The organism is Kribbella pratensis (assembly GCF_004365355.1).
Taxonomy (GTDB): Bacteria; Actinomycetota; Actinomycetes; order Propionibacteriales; family Kribbellaceae; genus Kribbella.
Genome location: NZ_SODP01000003.1, coordinates 984580 through 1007817, shown reverse-complemented (window position 1 = coordinate 1007817; position 23238 = coordinate 984580). Strand labels below are relative to the sequence as shown.

At 68.7% G+C, this 23238-nt stretch carries 23 protein-coding genes; 11 read left to right on the top strand and 12 right to left on the bottom strand.

The annotated features are described in order from the left end of the window. Window positions 1–22 precede the first annotated feature (22 nt). Window positions 23–3241 (bottom strand): ATP-dependent helicase, encoded by a 3219-nt coding sequence (locus EV653_RS32810; protein WP_134108690.1) that lies wholly within the window; start codon window positions 3239–3241, stop codon window positions 23–25. Window positions 3242–3412: 171 nt separating this feature from the next. Here EV653_RS32810 and EV653_RS32805 point away from each other — a divergent pair, with 171 nt between their 5' ends. Further along, on the top strand, window positions 3413–4339 hold the full coding sequence (locus tag EV653_RS32805; protein WP_238160586.1) for a hypothetical protein: 927 nt from the start codon (window positions 3413–3415) through the stop codon (window positions 4337–4339). 7 nt (window positions 4340–4346) lie between these two features. Here EV653_RS32805 and EV653_RS32800 read toward each other — a convergent pair whose 3' ends face one another. Genes EV653_RS32800 through EV653_RS32785 form a run of 4 tightly spaced genes read right to left on the bottom strand, consistent with a single transcriptional unit; the run spans window position 4347 to window position 6180 of the window. Next, window positions 4347–4643, bottom strand: coding sequence for an MGMT family protein (locus EV653_RS32800; protein ID WP_134108688.1), 297 nt, complete (start codon window positions 4641–4643; stop codon window positions 4347–4349). Between the two features lie 10 nt (window positions 4644–4653). After that, window positions 4654–5493, bottom strand: coding sequence for an LLM class F420-dependent oxidoreductase (locus tag EV653_RS32795; protein WP_134108686.1), 840 nt, complete (start codon window positions 5491–5493; stop codon window positions 4654–4656). A gap of 48 nt (window positions 5494–5541) precedes the next feature. Continuing rightward, window positions 5542–5904, bottom strand: coding sequence for a hypothetical protein (locus EV653_RS32790; protein ID WP_134108685.1), 363 nt, complete (start codon window positions 5902–5904; stop codon window positions 5542–5544). A 9-nt stretch (window positions 5905–5913) separates the two neighbouring features. After that, window positions 5914–6180: a DUF2277 domain-containing protein gene (locus tag EV653_RS32785; RefSeq protein WP_134108683.1), complete on the bottom strand. Its 267-nt coding sequence runs from the start codon at window positions 6178–6180 to the stop codon at window positions 5914–5916. A gap of 87 nt (window positions 6181–6267) precedes the next feature. Here EV653_RS32785 and EV653_RS32780 point away from each other — a divergent pair, with 87 nt between their 5' ends. Together EV653_RS32780 and EV653_RS32775 are read left to right on the top strand one after the other, a co-directional pair. Continuing rightward, window positions 6268–6909 carry a TetR/AcrR family transcriptional regulator gene (locus EV653_RS32780; protein ID WP_166679642.1) on the top strand — a complete coding sequence of 214 codons (642 nt, stop codon included), beginning with the start codon at window positions 6268–6270 and terminating at the stop codon, window positions 6907–6909. Continuing rightward, window positions 6906–7685, top strand: coding sequence for a maleylpyruvate isomerase family mycothiol-dependent enzyme (locus tag EV653_RS32775; protein ID WP_134108679.1), 780 nt, complete (start codon window positions 6906–6908; stop codon window positions 7683–7685). The genes EV653_RS32780 and EV653_RS32775 overlap by 4 nt, the downstream gene beginning before the upstream one ends. On the opposite strand, the gene moeZ is transcribed toward EV653_RS32775, so the two are convergent. The 3 genes from moeZ to EV653_RS32760 form a co-directional block, all read right to left on the bottom strand. Next, the gene (moeZ, locus tag EV653_RS32770; protein ID WP_134108677.1) at window positions 7682–8872 is read right to left on the bottom strand and encodes an adenylyltransferase/sulfurtransferase MoeZ; all 1191 of its coding nucleotides are present in this window, start codon (window positions 8870–8872) and stop codon (window positions 7682–7684) included. The genes EV653_RS32775 and moeZ overlap by 4 nt on opposite strands. 174 nt (window positions 8873–9046) lie before the next feature. Further along, window positions 9047–11659 carry a Calx-beta domain-containing protein gene (locus tag EV653_RS32765; protein ID WP_238160585.1) on the bottom strand — a complete coding sequence of 871 codons (2613 nt, stop codon included), beginning with the start codon at window positions 11657–11659 and terminating at the stop codon, window positions 9047–9049. 224 nt (window positions 11660–11883) lie between these two features. After that, window positions 11884–12816 carry an alpha/beta fold hydrolase gene (locus EV653_RS32760; protein WP_134108673.1) on the bottom strand — a complete coding sequence of 311 codons (933 nt, stop codon included), beginning with the start codon at window positions 12814–12816 and terminating at the stop codon, window positions 11884–11886. Window positions 12817–12858: 42 nt separating this feature from the next. Here EV653_RS32760 and ligD point away from each other — a divergent pair, with 42 nt between their 5' ends. The 5 genes from ligD to EV653_RS32735 all read left to right on the top strand — a co-directional run bounded on the left by ligD (window position 12859) and on the right by EV653_RS32735 (window position 15478). Next, entirely contained in the window at window positions 12859–13785 is a 927-nt protein-coding gene (gene ligD, locus EV653_RS32755) for a non-homologous end-joining DNA ligase (protein WP_134108671.1), read from the top strand. A 13-nt stretch (window positions 13786–13798) separates the two neighbouring features. Continuing rightward, complete coding sequence (locus EV653_RS32750; RefSeq protein ID WP_134108669.1) at window positions 13799–13978, top strand: hypothetical protein; 180 nt, start codon at window positions 13799–13801, stop codon at window positions 13976–13978. Between the two features lie 106 nt (window positions 13979–14084). Further along, window positions 14085–14714 carry a TetR/AcrR family transcriptional regulator gene (locus EV653_RS32745; protein WP_134108667.1) on the top strand — a complete coding sequence of 210 codons (630 nt, stop codon included), beginning with the start codon at window positions 14085–14087 and terminating at the stop codon, window positions 14712–14714. Between the two features lie 115 nt (window positions 14715–14829). Beyond that, window positions 14830–15057: a DUF3107 domain-containing protein gene (locus EV653_RS32740; protein WP_130439935.1), complete on the top strand. Its 228-nt coding sequence runs from the start codon at window positions 14830–14832 to the stop codon at window positions 15055–15057. 145 nt (window positions 15058–15202) lie between these two features. Further along, on the top strand, window positions 15203–15478 hold the full coding sequence (locus EV653_RS32735; RefSeq protein WP_134108665.1) for a GlsB/YeaQ/YmgE family stress response membrane protein: 276 nt from the start codon (window positions 15203–15205) through the stop codon (window positions 15476–15478). Between the two features lie 235 nt (window positions 15479–15713). Here EV653_RS32735 and EV653_RS32730 read toward each other — a convergent pair whose 3' ends face one another. Further along, complete coding sequence (locus tag EV653_RS32730; protein WP_134108663.1) at window positions 15714–16394, bottom strand: ferritin-like fold-containing protein; 681 nt, start codon at window positions 16392–16394, stop codon at window positions 15714–15716. Window positions 16395–16703: 309 nt separating this feature from the next. On the opposite strand from EV653_RS32730, the gene EV653_RS32725 reads away from it, so the two are divergent. Further along, window positions 16704–18971, top strand: a complete 2268-nt coding sequence (locus EV653_RS32725; protein WP_202871928.1) for a DEAD/DEAH box helicase — start codon at window positions 16704–16706, stop codon at window positions 18969–18971. A gap of 86 nt (window positions 18972–19057) precedes the next feature. Continuing rightward, window positions 19058–19972 carry a DUF4349 domain-containing protein gene (locus tag EV653_RS32720; RefSeq protein ID WP_134108661.1) on the top strand — a complete coding sequence of 305 codons (915 nt, stop codon included), beginning with the start codon at window positions 19058–19060 and terminating at the stop codon, window positions 19970–19972. Here the strand turns inward: EV653_RS32720 and EV653_RS32715 are convergent. Then, entirely contained in the window at window positions 19966–20718 is a 753-nt protein-coding gene (locus EV653_RS32715; RefSeq protein WP_134108659.1) for a ParA family protein, read from the bottom strand. The two genes, EV653_RS32720 and EV653_RS32715, sit on opposite strands and share 7 nt — an antisense overlap. Before the next feature lie 72 nt (window positions 20719–20790). Between EV653_RS32715 and EV653_RS32710 the strand changes: the two genes are divergently transcribed. After that, on the top strand, window positions 20791–21669 hold the full coding sequence (locus tag EV653_RS32710; RefSeq protein ID WP_134108657.1) for an alpha/beta fold hydrolase: 879 nt from the start codon (window positions 20791–20793) through the stop codon (window positions 21667–21669). Here the strand turns inward: EV653_RS32710 and EV653_RS32705 are convergent. Together EV653_RS32705 and EV653_RS32700 are read right to left on the bottom strand one after the other, a co-directional pair. Then, on the bottom strand, window positions 21666–22703 hold the full coding sequence (locus tag EV653_RS32705) for a hypothetical protein (RefSeq protein ID WP_134108654.1): 1038 nt from the start codon (window positions 22701–22703) through the stop codon (window positions 21666–21668). The genes EV653_RS32710 and EV653_RS32705 overlap by 4 nt on opposite strands. After that, complete coding sequence (locus tag EV653_RS32700) at window positions 22700–23221, bottom strand: RNA polymerase sigma factor (RefSeq protein ID WP_134108652.1); 522 nt, start codon at window positions 23219–23221, stop codon at window positions 22700–22702. Before EV653_RS32700 ends, EV653_RS32705 begins: the two co-directional genes overlap by 4 nt. Between the last annotated feature and the right edge of the window lie 17 nt (window positions 23222–23238).

Genomic DNA, 23238 nt, shown 5'->3' with positions numbered 1-23238 from the left:
TGCGGGGTGGGGCGCAGGGGCATCAGACGATCTCCCGGCCTTCGGGCTGGATCGGGCAGAGGGCTCGGGCTTCGCAGCGGGTGCAGCCGTCGTTGCGTTGGGCGGTGAACTGCTCGTTGCGGATCATCGACTCGGCGTCGTCGACGGCTTCGTCGAGCCAGGTGCGGCCGTCGTCGTCGGCTTCCAACGGGCCCTGATGCTGCACCTTCGGGAAGCCGCCGTTGTCGTCATGACGCAGCTGGACCAGCTCGGCGCCACCGGCGACCGCGTCCTCGCCGAGCTTCTTCACCTGGCGCGAGTTGATCGCCCGCTGGTAGATCGCGAGCTGCACATGCCGCGCCAACGCCGGCTTGGTCGGGATCGAACGGCCGGTCTTCAGGTCGACCACTCGCACTGTCCCTTCGGCATCCTTCTCGACCCGGTCCATCCGGCCCTTCACCCGAACGGCGGGCTTGTCCTCGTCAGGCAGCAGTACGTCGAAGTCGACCTCGGTCCCCACCAGCGTCCGGTCGGGCCGTCCCTGGTGCCACGCGACAAACCGTCGCAACGCCTGCTCCGCCTCGGCGCGCTCCCGGTCCGAGATCCACGCGGACTCGAAGTCGAGCTGCGTCCACACCTTGTCCAGCCAGCCGTTGAGCTCGTCGATCGACGGCGGCAACGTCCCGGTCGCCACGGCATCGGCCAGCGTGTGCAGCACCATCCCGAAGCCGATCGCCGACGTGCTCGGTGTCTCTCCACCGGCCCGCCGCGTCAGGAACCATCGCAACGGACAGTCCACGATCGTCGTCAACGCGCTCCCCGACAACGGCACTGGTAGCGAAGGATCCGCGATCGGACGCTCCGACCGGGTCCGCTCCCGCACACCCCACCACCGCGAGGGATCGGCTGTCGGCACCAACTGATACTCACGGTCGTCAACGGCATCGGCCAACTGGGCCAGCCGATCGGCCGCCACCCGCTTCAACGCAGGTGACGACGAAGGATCCGCGAGCACGCACCTCAGATCGGCGACCAGCCCCGGCAACGACAACGGCCGCCGCGGCCGTCCCGCGACCAGTTTCAAAGGAATGTCCAGCTCGGCAAGGAATCGGGACGGTTGGTCGCCGTCGGCCTCAGGCGCCTGCACGGCCGTCACGATCAACCGCTCCCGAGCCCGGGTGATCGCGACGTAGAACAACCGTCTCTCCTCGGCCAGCAACGCACCGGCCGACAACGGATCGATCAGTCCGTCGGGGCCCAACCGGTCCGGCTCGAGCAACGACCCACGCCGCCGCAGGTCAGGCCACTGCCCTTCCTGCACAGAGGCGACCACGACGAGCCGCCACTGCAAACCCTTCGACCGGTGTGCCGTCATCAGCTGCACGCCGGCCTCGCGGTACGTCCCGTCGAACCGGTTGTCCGCCGCGATGTCCAGCGACTCCAGCTCGGACAGGAAGGCCGAAACCCCTTTGAACCCGACCTGTTCCTCAGCCCGGCCGGCGGCGTCGAACAACGCGCACAACGAATCCAGATCCCGGTTCGCCGTCCGCGCCTGCTCGCCACCGGAATGCGCCTGGCCGCGCAGCCGCCGCAACCACGGCGACTCGGACCACAGCGACCACATCACCTCGTCCGGCGCGGCGCCCGCGGTCACGATGTTCCTTGCCTTGAGCAACCGCTCGCCGAGTGCCGCGAACCGCGCCTCGGCCGGTGACGCTTCCTCGTCAAGCAACAGCGGATTCATCAACGCTTCCCGCAGCAGCTCGTCCGACGAGCGGGGCAACCGCTGACCGCCTGCAGCGTCCCGGTCGCGGCGGCGCAGCACCCGGGCGAGCCGCCGCAACTGCCCAGCGTCCATCGCCCCCAACGGCGACAACGCCAGGGCGCGCACAACGTCGACGGTCAGCGTCTCGGGATCAGCCACCGCCCGCAACGCCAGCAGCATTGGCCGAACGGCCGGCTCACGCGACAGCGGCAACTCGTCGCCCGCGACGTCGACCGGGATCCCGGCCGCGGCCAGCGCACGCCGCAGCGGCGGGATCGAACGGCTGCCGGACCGGACCAGCACAGCCATCTCATGCCACCCGACGCCGTCCTGCACATGCGCCCGACGCAGCAGATCCGCAATGTGTTCGAGCTCGGCGCCGCTCGTCGAGTACAGGTTCGCCTCGACCTTCCCCGGACCGAAGACGCACGACGAGGCATCCGGGTTGCGGAACCGCTCGAAGGTCTCCCGGTCGAGCGATCCCGGCACGCCGAGCCGGTTGACGACGTTGCGCGAGACCCGCTGCAGCGTCGTACCGAAGCGCCGCGTCGTACCCAAGGCGATCTGGGCGGCCTCGGCGCCGTCCCTGGTCCGGAACTCGTCGGCGAAACGCAGCAGACCACGGACGTCGGCACCGCGGAAGGTGTAGATCGACTGGTCCGGATCGCCCACGACGACCAGGTCCCGGCCGTCGCCCGCGATCGCCTGCAAAAGCTTGGTCTGACCCGGATCGGTGTCCTGATACTCGTCGACGAACACCGCTTTGAACTCCGCCCGCAACTTCGCTTGCACCGACGGCTGCTGCGCCAGGATCACCGCGCGGTGAATGAGCTCGGAGTAGTCCAGCACCTGCTCGGCATCGAGAACCTGTAGGTACTCCTCGAAGAAGTCGCCGACCGCGACCCACTCGGCCCGCTCCGCCGACCGCCCGATCTCCGACAGGTCCTCCGGGTCGAGGCCGAGCTGCCGCGCCTTGCCGATCACTGCCTGCACCTCGTCGGTGAAACCGCGCGTCTTCAACGCCGGATGCAGACTGCCCGGCCAGTGCACCGCACCGACCTCACGGCTGCCCGACAACGCCTCGGTCAACCGCAACGACTGCTCCGGCCCGGACGGCAACCGCAGCGGTACGTCGAACGCGTCGGCCGGGGTGAACCGTCGAAGCAGCGCATAGCAGAAGGAATGGAAGGTCATCGACGGCATCACCCGGGTCGTCCGCCCGAGCCGGCCGGTGATGCGGTCCCGGAGCTCGGTCGCCGCCTTCCGCCCGAACGTCAGCACGAGCACCTCGTCGGGACTCAGCCCGCGATTGCGCACCCGGTCGACGACGGCCTCGACCAACGTCGTCGTCTTCCCGGTCCCCGGACCGGCGAGGACCAGCAACGGGCCGCCGGGATGATTCACGACCGCCTGCTGATCAGCGTCCAGGACAGGCGCCGCCGCGCTTCGTCCTTCGGCCCGGACCAATCGATACCGGGACCCCTGTCTGCTGACCATCGCCCCATCCCAACAGACCCCACCGACAATCTGCGACGAGCCACCCCGAGCCCCGGCACGATAGCCGGAAACCGGACAACGGGGACCACAGCAACGTAGCCGGACCATAACTTTCCGCACCCGCCGCGCATCGAGTACCTCGGAAGCAACACCGACTATGAGGAGCACCGAATGAGGACGATGCGTCGCACTGCCGCCCTCCTGGGGGCGGCTGTTCTGCTGGCAGGTCTGGGGACCGCCACTGCCTCCGCGGCGAAGCTGGGTAAACCGGCGACGGCGAACCCGAAGATCCAGTCGATCTGTTCGCTGGATCTCGGCTCGATCACCGCGAACGGCAACTATGTCGACCAGGTGGTGTCCGCCGCGAGCCCGCCGGTCGCGAGCGAACGCCGGGTCGGTCCGCAGATCGCCCAGCCGGGCGAGACGCGGGCGAGCGCGACCTGGGAGTTCAAGCCCGAACCCGAGGGCGGCAGCTCGGACAGCGGCTACGCGCTGTACGGCGACACGCTCTACAGCACTGTCATCAACAACGTGCCGGGCGGTCCGTGGTGGGGCCGCGGGCTGGCGATGGAAGACATGAGCGCGTACACCTCGATCGCACGAGCGGCGTACCCGAAGGGCGACTCGCCGACGCGGCAGTACTTCTACGCGCTGCGCAACGACGGATCGCTGGTGCGCTGGAAGCTCGACAAGGAAGGGTTCCACCCGCTCGGCACGTACGCCGGCTTCTCGGCCGTGAAGACGATGACGCTGATCAGCACGACGTCGACGTACGACACCTTCCTCGCCACCACCAAGGCCGGCGCGCTCTACACGATCCACATCCCGACCACGTCGCCGCTGACGCCGGTCGTGAAGGTCGTCCGGTCGTCGACCTGGCAGGGCTTCGAGGCGATCGTCGCGGAGAAGTGCGGCACGCAGTCCACGCTGCTCGCCGCGATCGACACCGACAGCGGATCGGCGTACCTGTACGCCATTGGCCACGCCAACGGTACGGCCACCGCCATCCAGAGCCTGGGCAAGGTCCCGGGCACGTTCAACGACCCGGTCTACTTCCTGCGCACCTCGCAGGCAGGCACGCCGCTCAACGGCGAGTAAGGGTCAGTCAGTTCGGTGGATCCCAACGGGCGTCGCGCAGGTTCACGCGCCCGTTGGTGATCCGCACACCGTCCGAACGCAGGCGGTGGAGCTGCTCGTCGCCGACCTCGTCAGCCGGTACGCCGGACGCGCGGATCACCCGCCACCACGGCACGCTCGCGCCGTACTCGCGCATTATCGCGCCGACCTGACGCGGTCCGCCCTGTCCGACGTACTCGGCGATGTCGCCGTACGTCGCGACGCTGCCCTCCGGAATCGACTCGACCGCCTGCAGAACGGCCTCGACGTACTGCTCCCTGTCCACGGATCCAAACCTAGGCGAGAGGCGCGAGCGCCTTCGCGAGTGGCTCCAGGACCGACGGGTGCGCGTCCAGCGGCAGGTTCATGATCACCAGGTCGACGCCGGCCTCGCCGTACGCCGCTGCCTCGGCGACCGCCTTGTCGAGTGGGCTGTCCGGGTCGATGCGGACGTTCACCGAGCAGGTGATCTCGTTGACGTCGCGGCCGACCTCCTCGCAGCGCTGGACCAGGACGTCCTTGAGGGACTTCCACTCCTCCGGGTTCGCGACGATCACGTTCCACTGCTGGGCCCACCGGGCGACCGCGCGGAGTGTCCGCTTCGGGCCCTTGCCGCCGATGGTGATCGGCGGGTGCGGGGTCTGCACCGGCTTCGGGTTGCAGTACGCCTCGGTCAGCTTGATGTACTTGCCGTCGAAGTTCGCGACCTTCTCGGTGAGCAGCGCGATCATCGCCTCGGTGCCCTCGTCGAAACGGTCGAAACGCTCCTTCAACGGGTACAGGTCGATGCCGTACGCCGCGGTCTCCATCTCGTTCCAGCCCGCGCCGATGCCGAGCTCGAGCCGGCCGTTGCTGATGATGTCCGTGGTCGCCGCCATGTTCGCGAGAACGGCGGGATGCCGGTAGATCATCCCGGTCACCTGGCAGCCGACGCGGATCCGCGACGTCGCCTGCGCCAGCGCGGCGAGCGTCGTCCAGGCCTCCAGGTTGGGGCCCTGCATGTCACCGGTGAGCGGGTAGAAGTGATCCCAGTGCCAAGCGGACTCGAAGATCTCGAACTGGTCCGCCGCGACCCACACGTCCCGCATCTGCTGCCAGGTGGTGTGTTCCGGCCTGGTCTTGATCGCGAACCGCATCCCGCGCCTCCCTAAAGGGGAACCGTTTCCCGGATGCGACATTACCAACTAGCCGACGCACAGGGATGTGATCGGACGGCTCTGCTGAAGGACCGTCACCAGCGTGAAGACCTCGGAGACGACCGCGGCCACCGCCGTCCAGAACAGGATCAGCACGATCGTCTGCCGGCTGCGCCCGAACCACCGCAGCAGCAGGAACAGCGCCACCGCGCCCACCGCCACGCCGGTGAAGCTGAGCACGAAAGCACCCGTCGGCAGCGGCAGCGTGCCGTCGCAGGCAGCATGCCGGCGGCGGGACAACTCGGTCTCGGCGTTGGCGCTCGTCAGTGACATCAGCACGCCGGCCACGATCAGGCCGAACACCACCCCCTGGTGCCGGCGGGCCGGACGGCCCTCAGCCTCCTCCCCCATGGGAGGCTTCTAGTCGAGACCGAGGCGCGCGCGAACTTCCGGGCGCCGCAACGGTGGGACGGTCTGCGGCGGGGTCCGGCGGGCCGGCATCTCCTCCAGCAGTTGTTCGGTGATCTTCGCGACCTCGGCGGCCGCGCGCTCGATCGGGCCGCGCGTGGTCGCACTCAGCGAGCCGACGCCGGTCACCTTCCGCACGTACTGCAGCGCCGCCGCGTAAATCTCGTCAGAGGTCGCGGACGGCTCGAGTCCCCGGAGCACGGTGATGTTTCTGCACATGCCACGACAGTACGTGCAGCCGGGGACAAGAGTCCCGAAACCTACGAGGTATTGACTTTCCTAATGGCGTTAGGTTTTCCTCAAGGTGTGAGTACTGCTGCGCCGGATCGGCGGATGCGTCGTCGGCGGGAGACGATGGGCGAGATTCTTGACGTCGCCGTCGAGCTGATGGAGGTCGAGGGTGTTGCGGCGCTGAGTTTGTCTGCGGTTGCTCGGCGGCTGGGCATGCAGCCGCCCTCGCTCTACCAGTACTTCCCGTCGAAGATGGCGATCTACGACGCGCTCTTCGAGCGTGGAGCCCGGCAGCTCAGGGACGCTCATCGGGCCGCGCTGGCGACGGCCACCGGGCCCGAACCGTTCGCGAACGACCTGATCGCGGTCAGCGCGTTCTGCCGTTGGTGCATGGAGCACCAGATCTACTCGCAGATCCTGTTCTGGCGGACGATCCCGGGCTTCGAGCCGAGCCCGGAGGCGTTCGCCCCGGCCCAGGACACCCTGCACGACCTCCGGGACCACCTCACGGCGGCGGTGGACGCCGGCCGCCTGCACCCGGACGCGACGAGCGAGGAGGGCATCGCTCTCTACACCTCCTTGACCGCCGGCCTGCTCTCGCAACAGATCGCGAACGAGCCGGACGCGTCGTTCGACGACGGACGCTTCATCAAGCTGCTGCCCGTCGTCCTCGAGATGTTCTACCAACGCTATGCACCAGCCAGGGGGACAACATGAACGCAGTACTCGCGGAACAGATCGGGCGGGCCGACCGGCCGCGGTGCCGGGTCCATCGGGACGCCGAGCTGCGGGCGTGGCACGACTTGCTCGCGTCGATCGAGGGTGACGAGTGGCAGCGCCGTACCGTCTGCGAGGAGTGGGACGTCGCGGACATCGCCGGCCACCTGATCGGGCAGGCCGAGGACGTGAACCACCTGCTGTCGTTCCCGCGCCGGTACGCGAAGGCCAAGCGGGCCTACCCCGGCGTACCGCGGATCGACGCGCACATGATGGTCCAGGCCGACGAGCACCGCGGTACGCCGCCGGCCGAGCTGCGCACCACGTTCGACCAGGTGTGGGCCAGGGCGACGGAAAGGATCGCCACCGGCCCGGCGCTGATGCGGCGGATGTCGATGACGTTCAACGGCGTCCGGATGAGCCTCGGCTACATCCACGACATCCTGCTCGCGCGCGACCTGTGGACGCACCGCGACGACGTCTGCCAGGCGCTCGGCCGCCGGTTCGACGCCGGGCCGTACGCCGGTGAGCTCGTCGCGCAGGTGATGTACGACGTCATCGACGGCCCCTGGTGGGGAGACCGGCCGGCAGTCGAGGTCGAGCTCACCGGACCAGGGGGCGGGACCTACCAGCTCGGGAGGGGTACGCCGGTGGGTCGTGCGGCGGTGGGCGCAGTCGCGTACATGCGAGCGCTCTCCGGACGCGACGACGCCCCGGCGGTGACGGGTGATCCCGTCGCCGCCGAGGCGGTCGCGTCGTGCCGGATGCCGTTCTAGTACGAGGGCTGGCTCGGGTCGATCTGGTCGACCCAGGCGACCACGCCGCCGCCGACGTGGACGGCGTCGGAGAAGCCGGCGCCCTTGGCGATCGCGAGGACCTCGGCCGAGCGGACGCCGGACTTGCAGTGGAAGACCAGCTGCTTGTCCTGCGGCAGCTTCTCCAGCGCGACACCGGTCTGGAAGTCGGCCTTCGGGATCAGCACCGAGCCCGGGATCCGGTTGATCTCGTACTCGTTCGGCTCGCGGACGTCGATCAGCACGAAGTCCTTCTCGCCGTTGTCCTTGAGCTTGATCCACTCGCTCAGCTGCTTCACCGAGATCGTCGAGCCGACGGCCGCGTCGGCCGCCTCCTCGGTGATCGCGCCGCAGAAGCTCTCGTAGTCGATCAGCTCGGTGACGGTCGGGTTCTCACCGCAGATCGCGCAGTTCGGGTCCTTGCGGACCTTCAGCGAACGCCAGTTGAGGTCGAGCGCCTCGTAGATGTTCAGCCGGCCGAGCGACGGGTCGCCGATGCCGGTGAGCAGCTTGATCGCCTCGGTCACCTGGGCCGCGCCGACGGACGCGCACAGCACGCCGAGCACACCGCCCTCGGCGCAGGACGGGACCATGCCGGGTGGCGGCGGCTCCGGGTAGAGGCAGCGGTAGCACGGGCCGTTGTCGGCCCAGAAGACGCTGACCTGGCCGTCGAAGCGGAAGATCGAACCCCAGACGTACGGCTTGTGCAGCAGTACGGCGGCGTCGTTGACCAGGTAGCGGGTGGCGAAGTTGTCGGTGCCGTCCACGATCAGGTCGTACTGCTCGAAGATCTCGAACACGTTGTCGTTGTCCAGCCGGGTCTCGTGCAGGACGACGTTCGTGTACGGGTTGGCCTCGAGGATGGACTCCTTGGCCGACTGGGCCTTGGACTTGCCCACGTCGGACTGGCCGTGGATGATCTGGCGCTGCAGGTTGGACTCGTCGACGGTGTCGAACTCGACGATGCCGAGAGTGCCTACACCGGCGGCAGCCAGGTACAGCAGCGCGGGGCTGCCGAGGCCGCCGGCGCCGATCACCAGCACCTTGGCGTTCTTCAGCCGCTTCTGCCCGGCCATCCCGACCTCGGGGATGATCAGGTGCCGCGAGTACCGTCGCACCTCGTCGATCGTGAGCTCATCGGCTGGTTCGACCAGCGGTGGCAGTGACACGTTGTCGGCTCCTCAGGAAGACGTCGGACGGGATCTCCGGTTTTCAACCATCTCTCCCACCCCCAATGTTCCCGCACATCCCAAGCGACCCCTCGCGGAGTCCACATCCCGGGCCGGGTGTCTCGGGAACGAGACGTGCCGGGCGCCCCCAGGGTGCCCGGCACGTCGGTGGTACTAGTCGTTGTCGATGATCGTTCCTGTGAGGGTCATCGGGACCTTCAACTCGGCGCCGTCGACCTGCTGGACGACCGCGCTGAACGTTTCGGCCGGTTCCTTGACCTTGTCGTCGAGGATCTTCACGGACAGCTCGCCGGTGGTCTGCCCCGGCTCGACGTACCCGTCGATGGAGCGGTCGACCGGGCCGGTGCCCTCGTCGTTGGCGGACGTGTAGTCCTTGCGGATGACCGCCGTACCGTCCTTGAGCACTCCGCTGAACGACACGTACTTGTCGCTCGGAGCGGACAGCTTGACTCCGAAGTTGACCAGGCCGGTCTTCTCGACCGTCGTCAGGTTGCTCAGGGTCAGCGTCGGCGTCGGGTCGTCGTCCAGGACCAGACCGTGGCCGAAGGACTCATTCAGCAGCGCGTCGTGCGGCGCCGACAGCACCAGGCTGAACGGCAGGTCGTAGCTGTCCCGCGTGTTGCCGGTGATCGGCACAGTCACCTTCTGCCGCATCTGTCCCGGCTTGAAGACCAGCTGCTGGCTGACGTCGCCGACGCTCTCGCCCAGCTCGCCGTTCGTCTCGACGTACACGCTGACCGGCCGGATACTGGGCCGCGACATGGTCACCCAGAAGTCGACTGCGTGCGTGCCCTTGTCGCCTTCCTTCACAGTGACGCTCGACGCGGACAGCTTCGGCAGCAGCGTCGCAGGCACCGGCAGACCCAGCCCGGGCGACGAGAAGGCCAGATCGCTCACGTACGCCGACCCGCTGGCCACCCTGTCCGTACGCAGCTCCACAGCACGCACATCGCGCAGGTCGATGCCCTTCAACGAGGACACCGGGATGCGGACCGTCCGGAGCAGGTTCTTCGGTAGACCGCCGTCGTTGCTGCCCGGCATCCGCACCAGCGCATCACTGACCGCAGACACCGGTACGACGGCCGCCCGTCCGTGCCCGTCGACGACGTGAACGCTCAGGTCGGTCTTGGGCGCGCCAGCCGGGTCCGGTGCGGCACGGAACGTCAGCGCGGCAACCCGCCGTACGTCGCGCTCCCCTGCCGGCACGTTGACTCGCACTACACCGTTTGTCCCGGACCACTTCAGCTTGGTGACCGCAGTGGTCGGCGTCTTCGCCGCGAACCACGCTGCGCCCCAGTGCGGTGCGTTGGACCAGTCATCCGTCGACATGCAGGTCGGTGTCGATGCTCGGAGAGCAGTAGTGGTCACACCGGCGCAGACTGTCGCAGACACCTTCCCCGCGACCGCTCCGGCCGGCAGTGCCCTGTCGAGAGGGTTCAGAACCCGTCCCTGCGACACCACCCGTACGACGGCGTTGCCCGCGGACGCTGCTCGCGAGTCCGATCCGTCGAACTGCGGCAGGAACTGCTTCTCATGTCCCAACTGCAAGCGGAAGAACCCGGCGACGTACGCCGTACCGACGGCCTGCTGCTCCTTCGGCGTCAACCGGCCCGGGTACTTCGCACCGCACGGTGACGCCTTTTCGTCGCCGAACCAGTCGTCGTTCGACGGCGCGACGGACTGCCCCGGCGTCCACTCGGTGTTGAAGAAGTTGTGGTTGGCGCCCATGACCGTGACAGTCGAGCGCGGTGCGGTGTCACCCCCGACGGAGTACCGGGTGTCGTCGTAGAACTTCTGTCCCTGCAGGTCGGACACGTCACCGTCGCAGTACGGCAGTACGACGCTCATCGCCACACCTGGAACGGTTGCGCGCGCGAAATCGGTCGGCGCGAGCGGTAGCACCGCACGGATGCCGTACTGACCGCCGCGGTCCGCGTTGAGCACGGCGGCACGCGCGACACCCTCACCGCCTCGGGAGTGGCCCATCAGACCGACGTTCCGCAGGTCGATCTTGCCGACGTACCTGGTGCCGAACGGTCCGCCGCCGATCGTCGACCACTTCCGCCACAAGGCGAGGTGGTCGAGGATCAGCTCGGCCCGCGCCTGGGCGCCCGCGTCGTACGCATCGCTGTCCCAGGCGTTGATCGCGTTGGCGCTGATCGACACGACCTGGTAGCCGTTACTGGCCAGCGCGGTCGCCGGTCCGTCGTACCCGCGGTAGCTCGGGATCGCCTTCATGCCAGGCGGGCACGGCCACGGTCTGGCGTCATCGGACGGGTGGGTCGGATCGCCGTAGCAGACCTCGTGCCGGCCGTGCAGGAAGACAACCAGTGGCCGCGGACCGCTCGCACCACGCGGCGAGTACACCTTGCCGAGCAGCTCCGAGCGATGGCCGAGGCCTGGCAGGAAGACGGCCTCGTTGCCGAGGTTGTACTCCGCTGTGTCGACCTTGTACTTGCCCACTGCGCCGGGGTCTACCGGCAAGAGCGGACCACGCCGCGCCTTTAACCAGTAGGCGTCGGTAGGGCCGGCCGCGGCGATGCCCCGGCTCAGGCCGGATTGCTTACCCAGGTCGCCGGACCAGACCAGGCGTACGTCGTGGGCCTGCAGCATGGCCGGGTCAGCGCTGACCAGCGTCAGCGACTTGCGGTCCGGCGACTGCTTCGCGACGCCCAGTGGCTTGCCGTCAACCTCCAGGAGCGGAAGCGACGCGCGCATCGGCGCAGGTGTGTCCAGGTGCAGCGTGAGCTGGTAACCGCCGGTCACCGGCCGCACGTCCCATTGATTGCCTTTAGCAACTGATGGGAGCGTTGGCGGTGCGGCGGTGGCAGTGAGTGTCCCCACACCGAGCAGTGCGACCATCCCCAGCGACAGACTTCGGGCGGTTCTGCCGATCACTCGCACAGTGGTCCTCTCGTTCGTTCGACAAGTCATCTGTAGTACTTGTCAGGCGAGAGGAAAGTTGACCGAAGCCGTCGCTCAGTCGTGTCTCAGTCGGACGTCGGATTCGACTCGATCAACTGCCGGAAAGCCCGAGCGACCTCAGCCGGATGCTCCATCTGCGCGACGTGCCCGGACTGTGGCAGATAGAGCAGTCGCGCGTTCGGGAACGTGCGCTGGGCCTTGGTGCGGATCCTTGCGTCGACCAGTCGGTCCCTGCCGCCGTAGATCAAGAGGACCGGGCACTCCACCTTGGCGGCGTCTGCCCACAGCGACCGGCGCGGTCTGGCCAGCGACGACCGCAGAATGCTCCGTGCGCCGTCCAGCGTCGCCTGCCGGCCCCACGGGTCGGTGTCGCGCCGGTGCAACTCCGCCTCGTACGCCGCCCGCACCTCTGGCGCCAGCGACCGCGGATCGCCGAACACCATCGCCAGCGAGGCCTGGAAGCGCCGCTCGAACGGCAGCCGCGCCGACCTCTCCAGTACGGCGGGACCGAGCCGGGGCGTAGCCAGCGCCGTGAACCACAACGCGCTGGCCGACACCCGCGGATGCGGTAGCGCAGGCGAGACCAACGTCAACGAGGCCACCAGATCAGGACGTAGCGCAGCCAGCGCGACCGACGACGCCCCACCCATCGAGTTCCCGAACACGTGCACCGGCTGGTCGTACTCACGCTCCAGCAGCTCGACCAGGACCGCGGCCTGCTCCGAGATCCCGGCCGCGCCCGACAGCGGCGTACGACCGAATCCGGGGAGGTCGGGGGCGATGCCGCGGATCGTGTCGTTGAGCATCAGGCCCAGGGCGGTCCAGTTCAGTGACGATCCGCCGAGGCCGTGCACGAACAGTGCGGGCGGGAGCTCCGGCGCCGCGCCAGGCAGGTCCCTGACCAGCAGATCCACGCCCGCGACCGGCACCCGCCGCTCCGGCCACCGTTTCAGCTCCGGGGGCACGCCATCCTCGGTTACTGGCCCGTAACTATCCACGGCACCCATGCTAGGACGCCCCGTAGGTGGAGACTGGGACGCATGGCGGGCGCGCAGCAGCAGCTGACGACCGAGGTGGACGGGCAGACCATGAAGCTCACCAACCTCGGCAAGGTGCTGTATCCACAGACCGGGTTCACCAAGGCCGAAGTGATCGACTACTACCACCAGGTGGCCGAGCTCCTGCTCCCCCACCTGAGCGATCGGCCCCTGACCCGCAAACGGTGGCCCGACGGCACCGAGGCGGCGTACTTCTTCGAGAAGAACGCACCCCGCGGTACGCCGGACTGGGTGCGCACCGAGACGCTGCCTACGCCCGGGAGTTCGACCGGTCGCGACGAGGCGGAGTTCGTGGTGTGTGACGACGTACAGACCGTGGTGTGGCTGGCGAACCTGGCCGCACTCGAGCTGCACGTGCCGCAGTGGCGGATCGGTCTGTCGAACGGCGGCAAGGACCCGAAGGCCGATCTGATCGTGTTCGACCTCGACCCAGGCCCGGGAGCGACCATTGTCGAGTGCTGCGACGTGGCATTGGCACTCCGGGAGCTGTTGGGGCATTTCGGTCTCGAGGGCTGGCCGAAGACGTCCGGGAACAAGGGCATGCACCTGTACGTGCCGATCGAGCCTGCGTCGTCCCGCCTGACCAGTGCGTTCGCCAAACAGCTGGCAGAGCAGCTGGCGGAGGCCCTGCCGGAGAATGTGACCGCCAACATGACCAAGGCGCTCCGGCCCGGCAAAGTTTTCATCGACTGGAGTCAGAACGCCAGCGCGAAGACCACGCTGGCGCCGTACTCGCTTCGCGGCTCCGACGAGCCACGGGTCTCCACACCGATCGACTGGGACGAGGTGGCGTCGGCCACGTCGCCGGACGACCTCCGGTTCCTCCCGCACGACGTACTGGCCCGGATCGAGGAGTACGGCGACGTGCTCGAGGGCCTGTACGACGATCCGCAGCCGCTACCTACCTGAGCCAGGAGGCGACATGTCAGAGACCGACTTCGAAGGTCCGGACTACGACCCGGCCTTCGACGCCGAGTACGACACCGAGCAGGACCCGCTGGATGAGGTCGTCGAGGAGGACGTGCCCGCCGACGCCAACCCCGCGGACGTGGAGGAACAACGCCGCGAGGTGGGTGACGACGAGGAAGACGATTACCGCTGACAGCTCCCACGGCCGAACAGCGATGGGACCTGGTTCGGCGGGGAAGCTACTGGTCAGGAGGACTGCTGGGTAGGATTCGGTGAACACCACCTGAAGGAGCGCCACCGTGTCGACCACTCCGGAGACAGCACCCAAGCGTGGGAGCCGCCTGCCCCGGCTGGCTCGGCGCGCGCAATTGCTCGAGGCGGCCCAGGAGGTGTTCGTCGCGAACGGCTACCACGCCGCCGCGATGGACGACATCGCCGACCGGGCCGGCGTCTCCAAGCCGGTCCTGTACCAGCACTTCCCAGGCAAGCTCGAGCTCTACCTGGCGCTCCTGGACACCTCCTGCGACGCGATCGTCGCCTCGGTGCAGGACGCGCTGAAGTCGACCGAGGACAACAAGCTCCGGGTCGCGGCGACCATGCACGCGTTCTACGACTACGTCGCGAACGCCCAGGGCGCCTTCCGGCTGGTGTTCGAGTCCGACCTGACCAATGAGCCCGCCGTGCGCGAGCGGGTCGACCGGGTCACGCAGGCCTGCGCCGAGGCGGTGTCCGAGGTGATCAGCGCGGACGCTGGCCTGAGCCGTGAACAGTCGATGGTGCTGGCGGTCAGCCTGGTCGGTATGGCGCAGGTCAGCGCGCGGTACTGGCTCGGTGAGGGCAACCCGTCGATCCCGCAGGAGCACGCCGCCGACCTGGTCGCTTCGCTGGCCTGGCGCGGCATCCGGGGCTTCCCCCGGACCGACAGCTGAGGACAGGCCCGAGGTTCTGCTCTGGGCGGACGGGTGAGAGCTCGGCGGCGGCAGCGGATAGGCTCGAAAGCGTTACCGGCGAGAGCCGCCGGTCGGAACGTGCCCGGAGGGTTTCGTGGAGGTCAAGATCGGCGTCCAGCACGCCAATCGTGAGTTGGTGCTGGAGAGCGAGCAGAGCCCGGAAGAGGTCCAGGAACTGGTGGCTGAGGCCCTCGCCGGCAAGACCGGTCTGCTGCAGCTGACCGACGAGAAGGGCCGCCGGGTGCTGATCCCGGCCGACCGGCTGGCGTACGTCGAGATCGGTGAGGTGTCGACCCGCAAGGTCGGGTTCGGCGCGATCTGATCGCGGTCCGGACACAGTAGAGCGTGTCCGGGTTGCGGAGGGCGGTCGAGGGGGCACGATGGCGGTAAGACCTGCCGCGTGATTGGTCTGGTTGTCACGGGGCACCAGGTACGTGCAGGTCCGCCATCCCTCACAAGGAGGAACCGTGTACTGGGTCTGGATGATCATCGTCAGTCTCATCGCGGGCATCATCTTCGGGCCGTTGGCCCGGCTGGTGCTCCCCGGCAAGCAGAACATCAGCCTCGGCTGGACCATCCTCGGCGGCGGCATCGGCGCCTTCATCGGTGGTCTGATCGCCTACTTCCTCGGCGTCAAGGACACATCGGGCCCGGACTGGATCCAGTACCTGATCCAGGTCATCTGCGCCGCGATCGTGATCGCGATCATCTCGTCGCGCAACAGCAAGGCCAGAACCGCCTAGTCCAGGCGCCACCCAACGGCCGCCGCCCCCACCAGGGGGCAGGCGGCCGTTGCCGTCTCCAGCCCGCCCACCCTCCCCAATTTGCCTGGTAGACCCACCAAGTGCGGGGTTGCACACCCGGGTTCAGGGTGACGAACCCCGGATTTGGTGGGTCAGCCAGGCAAATGCGGGGTTGACCACGAGGGTGCAAGGTGACGAACCCCGGATTTGCTGGGTCAGCCAGGCAAATCGGGCTTCAGGCCTGCAGGCCGAGCGCCGTCATCCGGGCGGTGTGGGCCTCGGTCAAACGAGTGAACATGCGGCCGATGGCGGCCAGGTCGAGGCCGGGTCGGTCGACGCTGCCGGCCAGCAGCGCGGTCAGGGAGTCCCGGTCGGCGGCGATGCGCTGGGCCTGGCTGAGAGCTTCACCGACCAGCCGGCGGCCCCAGAGCGCGAGCCGGCCGCCCACCTTCGGGTCCTCCTCGATAGCCGCGCGGACGCGGTCGACGACGAACTCGGCCTGGCCGGAATCGCCGAACACGTCCAGCACCAGGGCCCGGGTCTCCGCGTCGACGAACGAGGCGATCTCCCGGTAGAAGTCGTTCGCCAGGCCGTCCCCGACGTACGCCTTGACCAGGCCCTCGAGCCAGTCCGACGGCGCGGTGTGGTCGTGGAACGCGTCCAGCGGCGTGACGAACGGCTGCATCGCGTCCATCGGGTCCACGCCGAGCTCCACCAGCCGGTCCCGCAGTCGCTGGAAGTGGCCGAACTCGGTGGTCGCCAGCGCCGCCAGCTCCGCCTTGTCGTTCAGGTTCGACGCCAGTTTCGCGTCCTCGGCCATCCGCTCGAACGCCGTCAACTCGCCGTACGCGAGCACTCCCAGCAGATCCACCGCCGCGGCCCGGTAGGCGGGATCATCAAAGGCCGTCTGCTCCATGCCCGGCACCTTATCGGGCTGGAGGCGGAGACCAAGGACAAAAGAGCAAAAGAAGGGCCGAGTGGGAGGATGCCCGGTCCGCCGTCCGGCCGGCGCTGCGAGTGGCGCAAACCACACGAAGCGGCGTTGACAGGTTGAGCGGTTACACTGGTGGGCGATTCGCCGGTGACGCGCCCAGATGGGCAAGCTGGTGCGAGGTGCTTGCACAGTGTCCCCGCGCCTCAGGTAACAAGGCGCCCGGCCCCTGAGCAATCTGTCCGCACAAGCATGTGAGAGGCGATCAGCCTGACCACCTTCCGAGAGCTCGGCGTGCTGCCCGAGATCTGCGACGCGCTCGACCGCGTCAACATCGTGGAGCCGTTTCCGATCCAGGAAATGACACTCCCCGTCGCCCTGATGGGCACCGACCTGATCGGCCAGGCCCGCACCGGGACCGGCAAGACGCTCGGCTTCGGGATTCCGCTGCTGCAGCGCACGATCTCCCCCGGCGAGGCCGACTACGAGGAGCTCGCCGCTCCCGGCAAGCCGCAGGCGCTGGTCGTCACCCCGACCCGCGAGCTGACCATCCAGGTCGCCAAGGACCTGACGACCGCGTCCACCGTGCGCACGGTGCGCGTGCTGACCATCTACGGCGGCGTTGCGTACGAGCCGCAGCTGGACGCGCTGAAGAGCGGCGTCGACGTCGTCGTCGGTACGCCGGGACGCCTGCTCGACCTGGCGAACCGGGGCGTTCTCGACCTCGGCCACATCAAGGTGCTCGTCCTCGACGAGGCCGACGAGATGCTCGACCTGGGCTTCCTGCCCGACGTGGAACGCATTCTGCGCAAGACTCCCGAGCTGCGGCAGACGATGTTGTTCTCGGCAACGATGCCGTCGGCCGTCATCGGGCTGGCCAGGACGCACATGCGGCACCCGCTGAACATCCGCGCCGAGTCGCACGAAGACACCCAGATGGTGCCGACCACGGCACAGTTCGTCTACCGGGCGCACGATCTGGACAAGCCCGAGGTGGTGGCGCGGATCCTGCAGGCCGAGGACCGCGGCCGGGTGATGATCTTCTGCCGGACCAAGCGCGAGGCCTCCCGGCTCACCGACGACCTGCAGGACCGCGGGTTCAAGGCGGCCGCGATCCACGGTGACCTGAACCAGCAGGCGCGCGAGCGGGCGCTGACCCGGTTCCGCGGCGACAAGATCGACGTACTGGTCTGTACTGACGTCGCGGCGCGCGGGATCGATGTCGAGGGCGTCACGCACGTCATCAACAACACCTGCCCCGAGGACGAGAAGACCTACATCCACCGGATCGGGCGGACCGGGCGCGCGGGGGCGAGCGGCATTGCCGTCACCTTCGTCGACTGGCCGGACGTGACCCGGTGGAAGGTGATCAACAAGGCGCTCGACCTGCCGTACGAGGACCCGCAGGAGATCTACTCCACGTCGCCGGAGCTGTACCACGACCTGGGCATCCCGTCGGACGCCAAGGGCCGGATCCGCGCACCGCAGGCCCGCGAGGCCCGTGAGTCGCGCGAGGACGCACCGCGCGGTCGTCGCGGCGGTACGTCGGAACGGTCCGAGGGTCGCTCCGGCGGTCGCTCCGAGGGCCGCTCCGAGGGCCGCTCCGAGGGGCGCGCGGAGAACAGGTCCGAGGGTCGTTCCGACAATCGGTCCGAGGGCCGGTCTGGCGGGGACGGAGCGCGCTCGGGGCGGAAGCGGAACCGGACGCGGAAGCGCACCCGGGCCGGGCAGCCGGTCGAGGAGCTCGCCGACGTCACCACCAGGACCGAGGTCCCGCCGGCCACCGAGGCCGTGCAGGACGAGGACCGCAAGCCCCGCAAGCGCGCCCGCACCCGGAAGTCGGCCGAGGCACCACAGGCGCAGACCGTCGAGTCGGCTCAGGCACAGGACGCCCCGCAGGCGCAGGCTGTCGAGTCGGCTGATGCACAGGATGCACCGCAGGCGCAGGCCGTCGGGTCGGCAGCTGAGGTCGAGGTGACCGAGGCACCGGCCGAGAAGAAGCCGGCCAAGCGGACCCGCACCCGCAAGACCGCCGCGGCGGAGCCGGAAGCCGACACCCAGGCTGCCGAGGCGAAGCCGGAGAAGGCAGCCGAGGCGAAGCAGGAGCAGGCGTCCGACGTCCAGGTAGCTGAGCCGACCGGTCAGGCCCCCGCCGAGGCGGGCGATGCGGGCGACAAGCCCGCGAAGCGGACGCGCACGCGGAAGACCGCTGCCGTGAAGGCAGCTGAGCCGGGTGCTGAAGCCAACGCAACAGAGTCAGCCGCCGGCGAGGCAGCGGGCGCGGCCGAGAAGCCGGTGAAGCGGACGCGCACGCGGAAGACCGCGGCAGCGAAGGTAGCCGAACCGGCGACCGAGGCGGATGCCGGCGACAAGCCGGCCAAGCGGACGCGGCCCCGGAAGACCGCCGCGGCGAAGACCGCTGCGCCGGCGACTGAAGCGAGCGCAACCGAGCCGACCACTGAGGCGACCGCCGGCGAGAAGCCGGTCAAGCGGGCTCGGAAGGCGCCTGCGAAGAAGGCTGCCGGACCGGCGACGACGCCGATCTTCAGCGCGCCGGAGTGACTGTTTCCGAACAGTGATCTGAGGCTGCAACACCCAGCCCCGCGTGGGCCGTCCTAGGGCGGTAACCACGAGAGAGGGGCTGGGTGATGGGGCGGATCAGAGCGGTAACAGCCGTGCTGGCCACAGCGGGGATCGTGCTGCTGTCCGGCTGTGGAGCCAGCGGCAACGACAGCGGGACGAGCGAAGCCGCGCCCGCGCAGAAGCAGGGCGCCGAGGCAAGCGACGGCAGCGCGAGCAATGCGAAGCCGCAGGCCCCCGCGCAGCCACAGGCCGGGAAGTCCCAGGCGAGTGGCACCGACGACCCGACGCTCACGCGGGCGATCATCAAGACCGGTTCGTTGACCGTCGAGGGTGACGACGTCGCGGACATGCGCCAGAAGGCGGTCCTCGCGATCGCGGGCCTGGACGGTCAGGTCTCGTCCGAGGACACCGGCAGCGACCCCGACGGCAAGGTCACCCGGGCGAACCTCGTCCTCAAGGTCCCGACCAAGTCGTTCGAGACCGCGGTCCAGCGGCTCTCCGACCTGGGCAAACGCCTGCAGATCCACCAGGAGTCCACCGACGTCACCGAGCAGGTCGTCGACGTCGCCAGCCGGATCGAGTCCCAGCGCGCCAGCCTCGAGCGGATGCGCGCGCTGATGACGAAGGCGAACACGATCGCCGAGATCGTCTCGGTCGAGAGCGAACTCACCCGGCGCGAGTCCGACCTCGAAGCGCTCCTGGCCAAGCAGAAGAACCTGTCCCTGCAGACCGATCTCGCGACGCTGACGTTGACGCTGACTGAGAAGGGCAAGCCGCCGGTGCAGACCGAACCCACGCAGGACAAGGGTTTCCTGGCCGGTCTGAAGGGCGGCTGGAACGCGTTCACCGCCGTTTTCTCGGCGCTCGCGACCGCGGTCGGCGCCATGCTGCCCTTCCTCGTGCTGCTCGCGATCATCGCCGTACCGCTGTGGCGGTTCCGGCACCGGCTGCAGCGCAAGCAGCCAACCGCAGGTCAGTGAAGCAGCGCGCCGGCCAACGCCCGGTAGGCCTTGGCACCGGGCGAGGCCGGCGCCGTACTGAGGATGGTCTCGCCGAGCGCCGGAGCCTCCGCGAACCGGATCGACTTCGGGATCGCCGGCTGCAGTACTTCGAGCGAGTAAGTGTCCGCGATCGTGTCCAGCACCGCGCGGGCATGCGTCGTGCGTCCGTCGTACAGCGTCGGGAGCACGCCGAGGACGTGCAGGCCGGGGTTGGTCAGCCGTTGGACGTCGTACACGGTGTCAAGTAGTTGCCCTACGCCACGATGTGCCAAGGTCTCGCACTGCAAGGGAATCAGTACGTCGGACGCCGCCGACAGCCCGTTCACGGTGAGCAGGCCGAGCGTCGGCGGGCAGTCCACGATGATCCAGTCGTACGACGAACGCAGCGGCCGCAGCGCGGTCCGCAGTACCTGCTCCGGGCTGGTCTCGCGGGCCAGCTGCACCTCGGCGTGAGCCAGCTCGATCGTGGCCGGCACCAGGTCCGGCGCGTCGTCGAACTCGACCAGCACGTCCCGCGCCTTCACGCCGCCGCGCAGCACGTGGTGGATCGACTTGTCCAGGTCCTCTGGGTCGATGCCGACCGAGAACGTCAGGCACGCCTGCGGGTCCAGGTCGACGAGCAGTACCCGTTGGCCGAGCTCGCCCAGGGCTGCGCCGAGGGTGGCGACGGTGGTCGTCTTGGCCACGCCGCCCTTCTGATTGGCAACCGCGAGAGTGCGAGGCACCCGGCCATTGTGCCGCACTGCGGAACGGCCTCCTACAGGGGCGGACCAACGCAGCGGTTACCCTCTTGACTTGTGAGTACGCCGCGTACGCTGACGCTGCCCGACGGGGTGCACCCCGAGACGCTCGAGACCGATCGTGGCTCGTTCGCCACGCTCACCGCGGTACCGCAGATCGGTACGCCGCTCGGCACTGTCCTGCTGGTGCCGGGGTGGACCGGGAGCAAAGAGGACTTCACCCCTCTGGTCGACCACCTCTGCCGGTACGGGTGGCGGACTGTGGCAGTCGACCAGCGCGGTCAGTACGAGACGGCCGGTCCGGCGGACAAGTCGGCGTACTCGCTGGCTGAGCTCGGCGCGGACGTGGTGGCGATGAGCAAGGCACTCGGCGGCTACAGCCAACTGGTCGGGCACTCGTTCGGTGGACTGGTTGCGCGAGAGGCCGTGCTGACCGACCCGTCCGTGTTCTCCACGATCACACTGCTCTGCTCCGGGCCGGCCGCGTTCACCGATGAGCAGACGGTGCAGAGTCTGCAGATGCTGGCGTTCGGGCTGGAGAACCTGCCGATCGAGCAGGTGTACGACCTGAAGCTCGGACACGACCGCGAGGCCCCCGGGTACGTCGCTCCGCCGGAGGACGTCGCCGCCTTCCTGCGGACGCGCTTCACCAGCAACGTGCCGCTCAGCCTCGCCGAGATCACCCGCCGGCTGACGGACGCCGAGGACAAGACCGATCAGCTCGCCAAGTCCGGCGTACGCACACAGGTCCTGCACGGCGAGACCGACGACGGCTGGCCGATCCGTGTGCAGCAGGCGATGGCCGCGGCGCTCGGAGTCAAGGCGGAGGTCGTCCCCGACGCCGGTCACTCACCGGCCATCGATCAGCCGGCCGCGACCGCCCGCCTGCTGGTCGACTTCTTCCACGACTACCCGAGCCTGGCGACCCAGGCCTAGCCCACCGGCCGCACCTGCGGCTCGATGTCGAGCAGGTCCAGGCCGACCGGGGCGAGGGCGGCCTTCACCTGCTCGGTGTACACAAGCAGGTGAATCGGTGCGGGGCCGCCAGTCATCCCGTCGGCGCCGCCACTCATGTAGACGCCCAGGTGCTGCTTGCTCAAGATCGTGTCCAGCTCGGTCCTGACCCTGTCACTGTCTGCGTTGCTCATCAGGACAGGCGTCACGCAGAGGTTCCCGCTGTAGACCTTCTCGAAGGCGGCACGGAACGCGGCGACATCCCCGTGCGCCACGCCGACCATCATCACGACAGGCGCGTTGCGCGACGTTCCGTTCGGGTAATAGGCGACGGGGCCGTACGCCTGAGCGGCGTTCGCGGCGAGGAACGCCTTCACCGCGGCGGAGGCGATGTTGCTCGGCTTCGACGGCCAGCCTCCGGCCGGCGCGGCGCATGGGAGCTTCGGCAGATCGGAAGGCTCTGGCTCGACCGTGGGCGACTGCGTCTGTACGTCGATCGTGCCGTCGCGCCAGACACCGGTGACCGTTGCGTGGCCGACGCTGACGCCCTTGGTTGTGGTCAGGCCGCCGATCTGGTCGAGCTTGAGGCCCTTGAGCTTGACCGCGGCGTCGTCGGGGCAGTTCGGCGCCGGCTCCTTGCCGGGCAAGTAGCCGATCAACGTCTCCGGCAGCGGCAGACAGAAGACCGGCAGCTTGCCCGGGGCTGCGACGATCCGGCCGCTCACCTGCACCTTGTCGCCGGGCTTGACCAGCTGCTCGTCGTTCGGCTGGTGGTTGCCTTGGGCAATCGACTGCGGCGGACTCTGCGGCTGGTCCTGATGGTTCGGGAGTACGGCGATGATGCCAGCGGCAACGACCGCCACACTGGCGGCGGCGAGTGCCGGGACCCAGCGGCGGGGCTTACGACCGCCGCTCAGCATGTACTCGAGATCGGGCTCGGGCGGCGCCTCCTGATCGGCCCGCCACCGAGCGCCCGCCCGCGTCAGCAGGTCGTCGATCTCGTCGGTCGGCTTCATTCTGTGACCTCCAGCAAGGTGCGGAGCCGCGAGCGGGCGTCCGAGAGGGTCGACTTGACGGTGCCTTCGGAGCAGCCCATCACGGCTGCCGTGTCGGCGATCGACAGGTCGGCGAAGTAGTAACAGTCGACCGCGAGCCGCTGCCGCTCGGACAGCGACATGATGGCGTGGTCGACATCCATCCGCGCGTCGAGATCCGGACGGGACACCGGTGCAGCGTCGGGCGCGTCGATCAGCGACAAGGACGGGCCGGTGCGCATCCGGCGTACCGCTTTGCGGGCCTGGTCGGCGGTGATCGCGAGCAGCCAGGCCGACGGGGTGCCGCGGCTCGCGTCGTACTGCGAGCGCTTGGACCACGCCCGCGCGAGCGCCTCCTGCACGATGTCGTCCCGATCCGCCCCAACTGCCAGCCGCGCCGCCAGCCGAGCCATCGCGACCAGATGCGGCCGCACCCACTGTGCGAACCCCGGCCCGTCCCCCGGAGGCACCGTCACACCGGCCACAGGCCCACCCGTCATCGTCGGCATACCTTCTC

Coding starts and splice junctions, on each gene's coding strand:
- ligD (WP_134108671.1), top strand. CDS start 12,859: ATGGCGGGCGCGCAGCAGCAGCTGACGACCGAGGTGGACGGGCAGACC.
- EV653_RS32700 (WP_134108652.1), bottom strand. CDS start 23,221: ATGACGGGTGGGCCTGTGGCCGGTGTGACGGTGCCTCCGGGGGACGGG.
- EV653_RS32750 (WP_134108669.1), top strand. CDS start 13,799: ATGTCAGAGACCGACTTCGAAGGTCCGGACTACGACCCGGCCTTCGAC.
- EV653_RS32790 (WP_134108685.1), bottom strand. CDS start 5,904: ATGGGGGAGGAGGCTGAGGGCCGTCCGGCCCGCCGGCACCAGGGGGTG.
- EV653_RS32805 (WP_238160586.1), top strand. CDS start 3,413: ATGAGGACGATGCGTCGCACTGCCGCCCTCCTGGGGGCGGCTGTTCTG.
- EV653_RS32785 (WP_134108683.1), bottom strand. CDS start 6,180: ATGTGCAGAAACATCACCGTGCTCCGGGGACTCGAGCCGTCCGCGACC.
- EV653_RS32775 (WP_134108679.1), top strand. CDS start 6,906: ATGAACGCAGTACTCGCGGAACAGATCGGGCGGGCCGACCGGCCGCGG.
- EV653_RS32720 (WP_134108661.1), top strand. CDS start 19,058: ATGGGGCGGATCAGAGCGGTAACAGCCGTGCTGGCCACAGCGGGGATC.
- EV653_RS32810 (WP_134108690.1), bottom strand. CDS start 3,241: ATGGTCAGCAGACAGGGGTCCCGGTATCGATTGGTCCGGGCCGAAGGA.
- EV653_RS32705 (WP_134108654.1), bottom strand. CDS start 22,703: ATGAAGCCGACCGACGAGATCGACGACCTGCTGACGCGGGCGGGCGCT.
- EV653_RS32795 (WP_134108686.1), bottom strand. CDS start 5,493: ATGCGGTTCGCGATCAAGACCAGGCCGGAACACACCACCTGGCAGCAG.
- EV653_RS32730 (WP_134108663.1), bottom strand. CDS start 16,394: ATGGAGCAGACGGCCTTTGATGATCCCGCCTACCGGGCCGCGGCGGTG.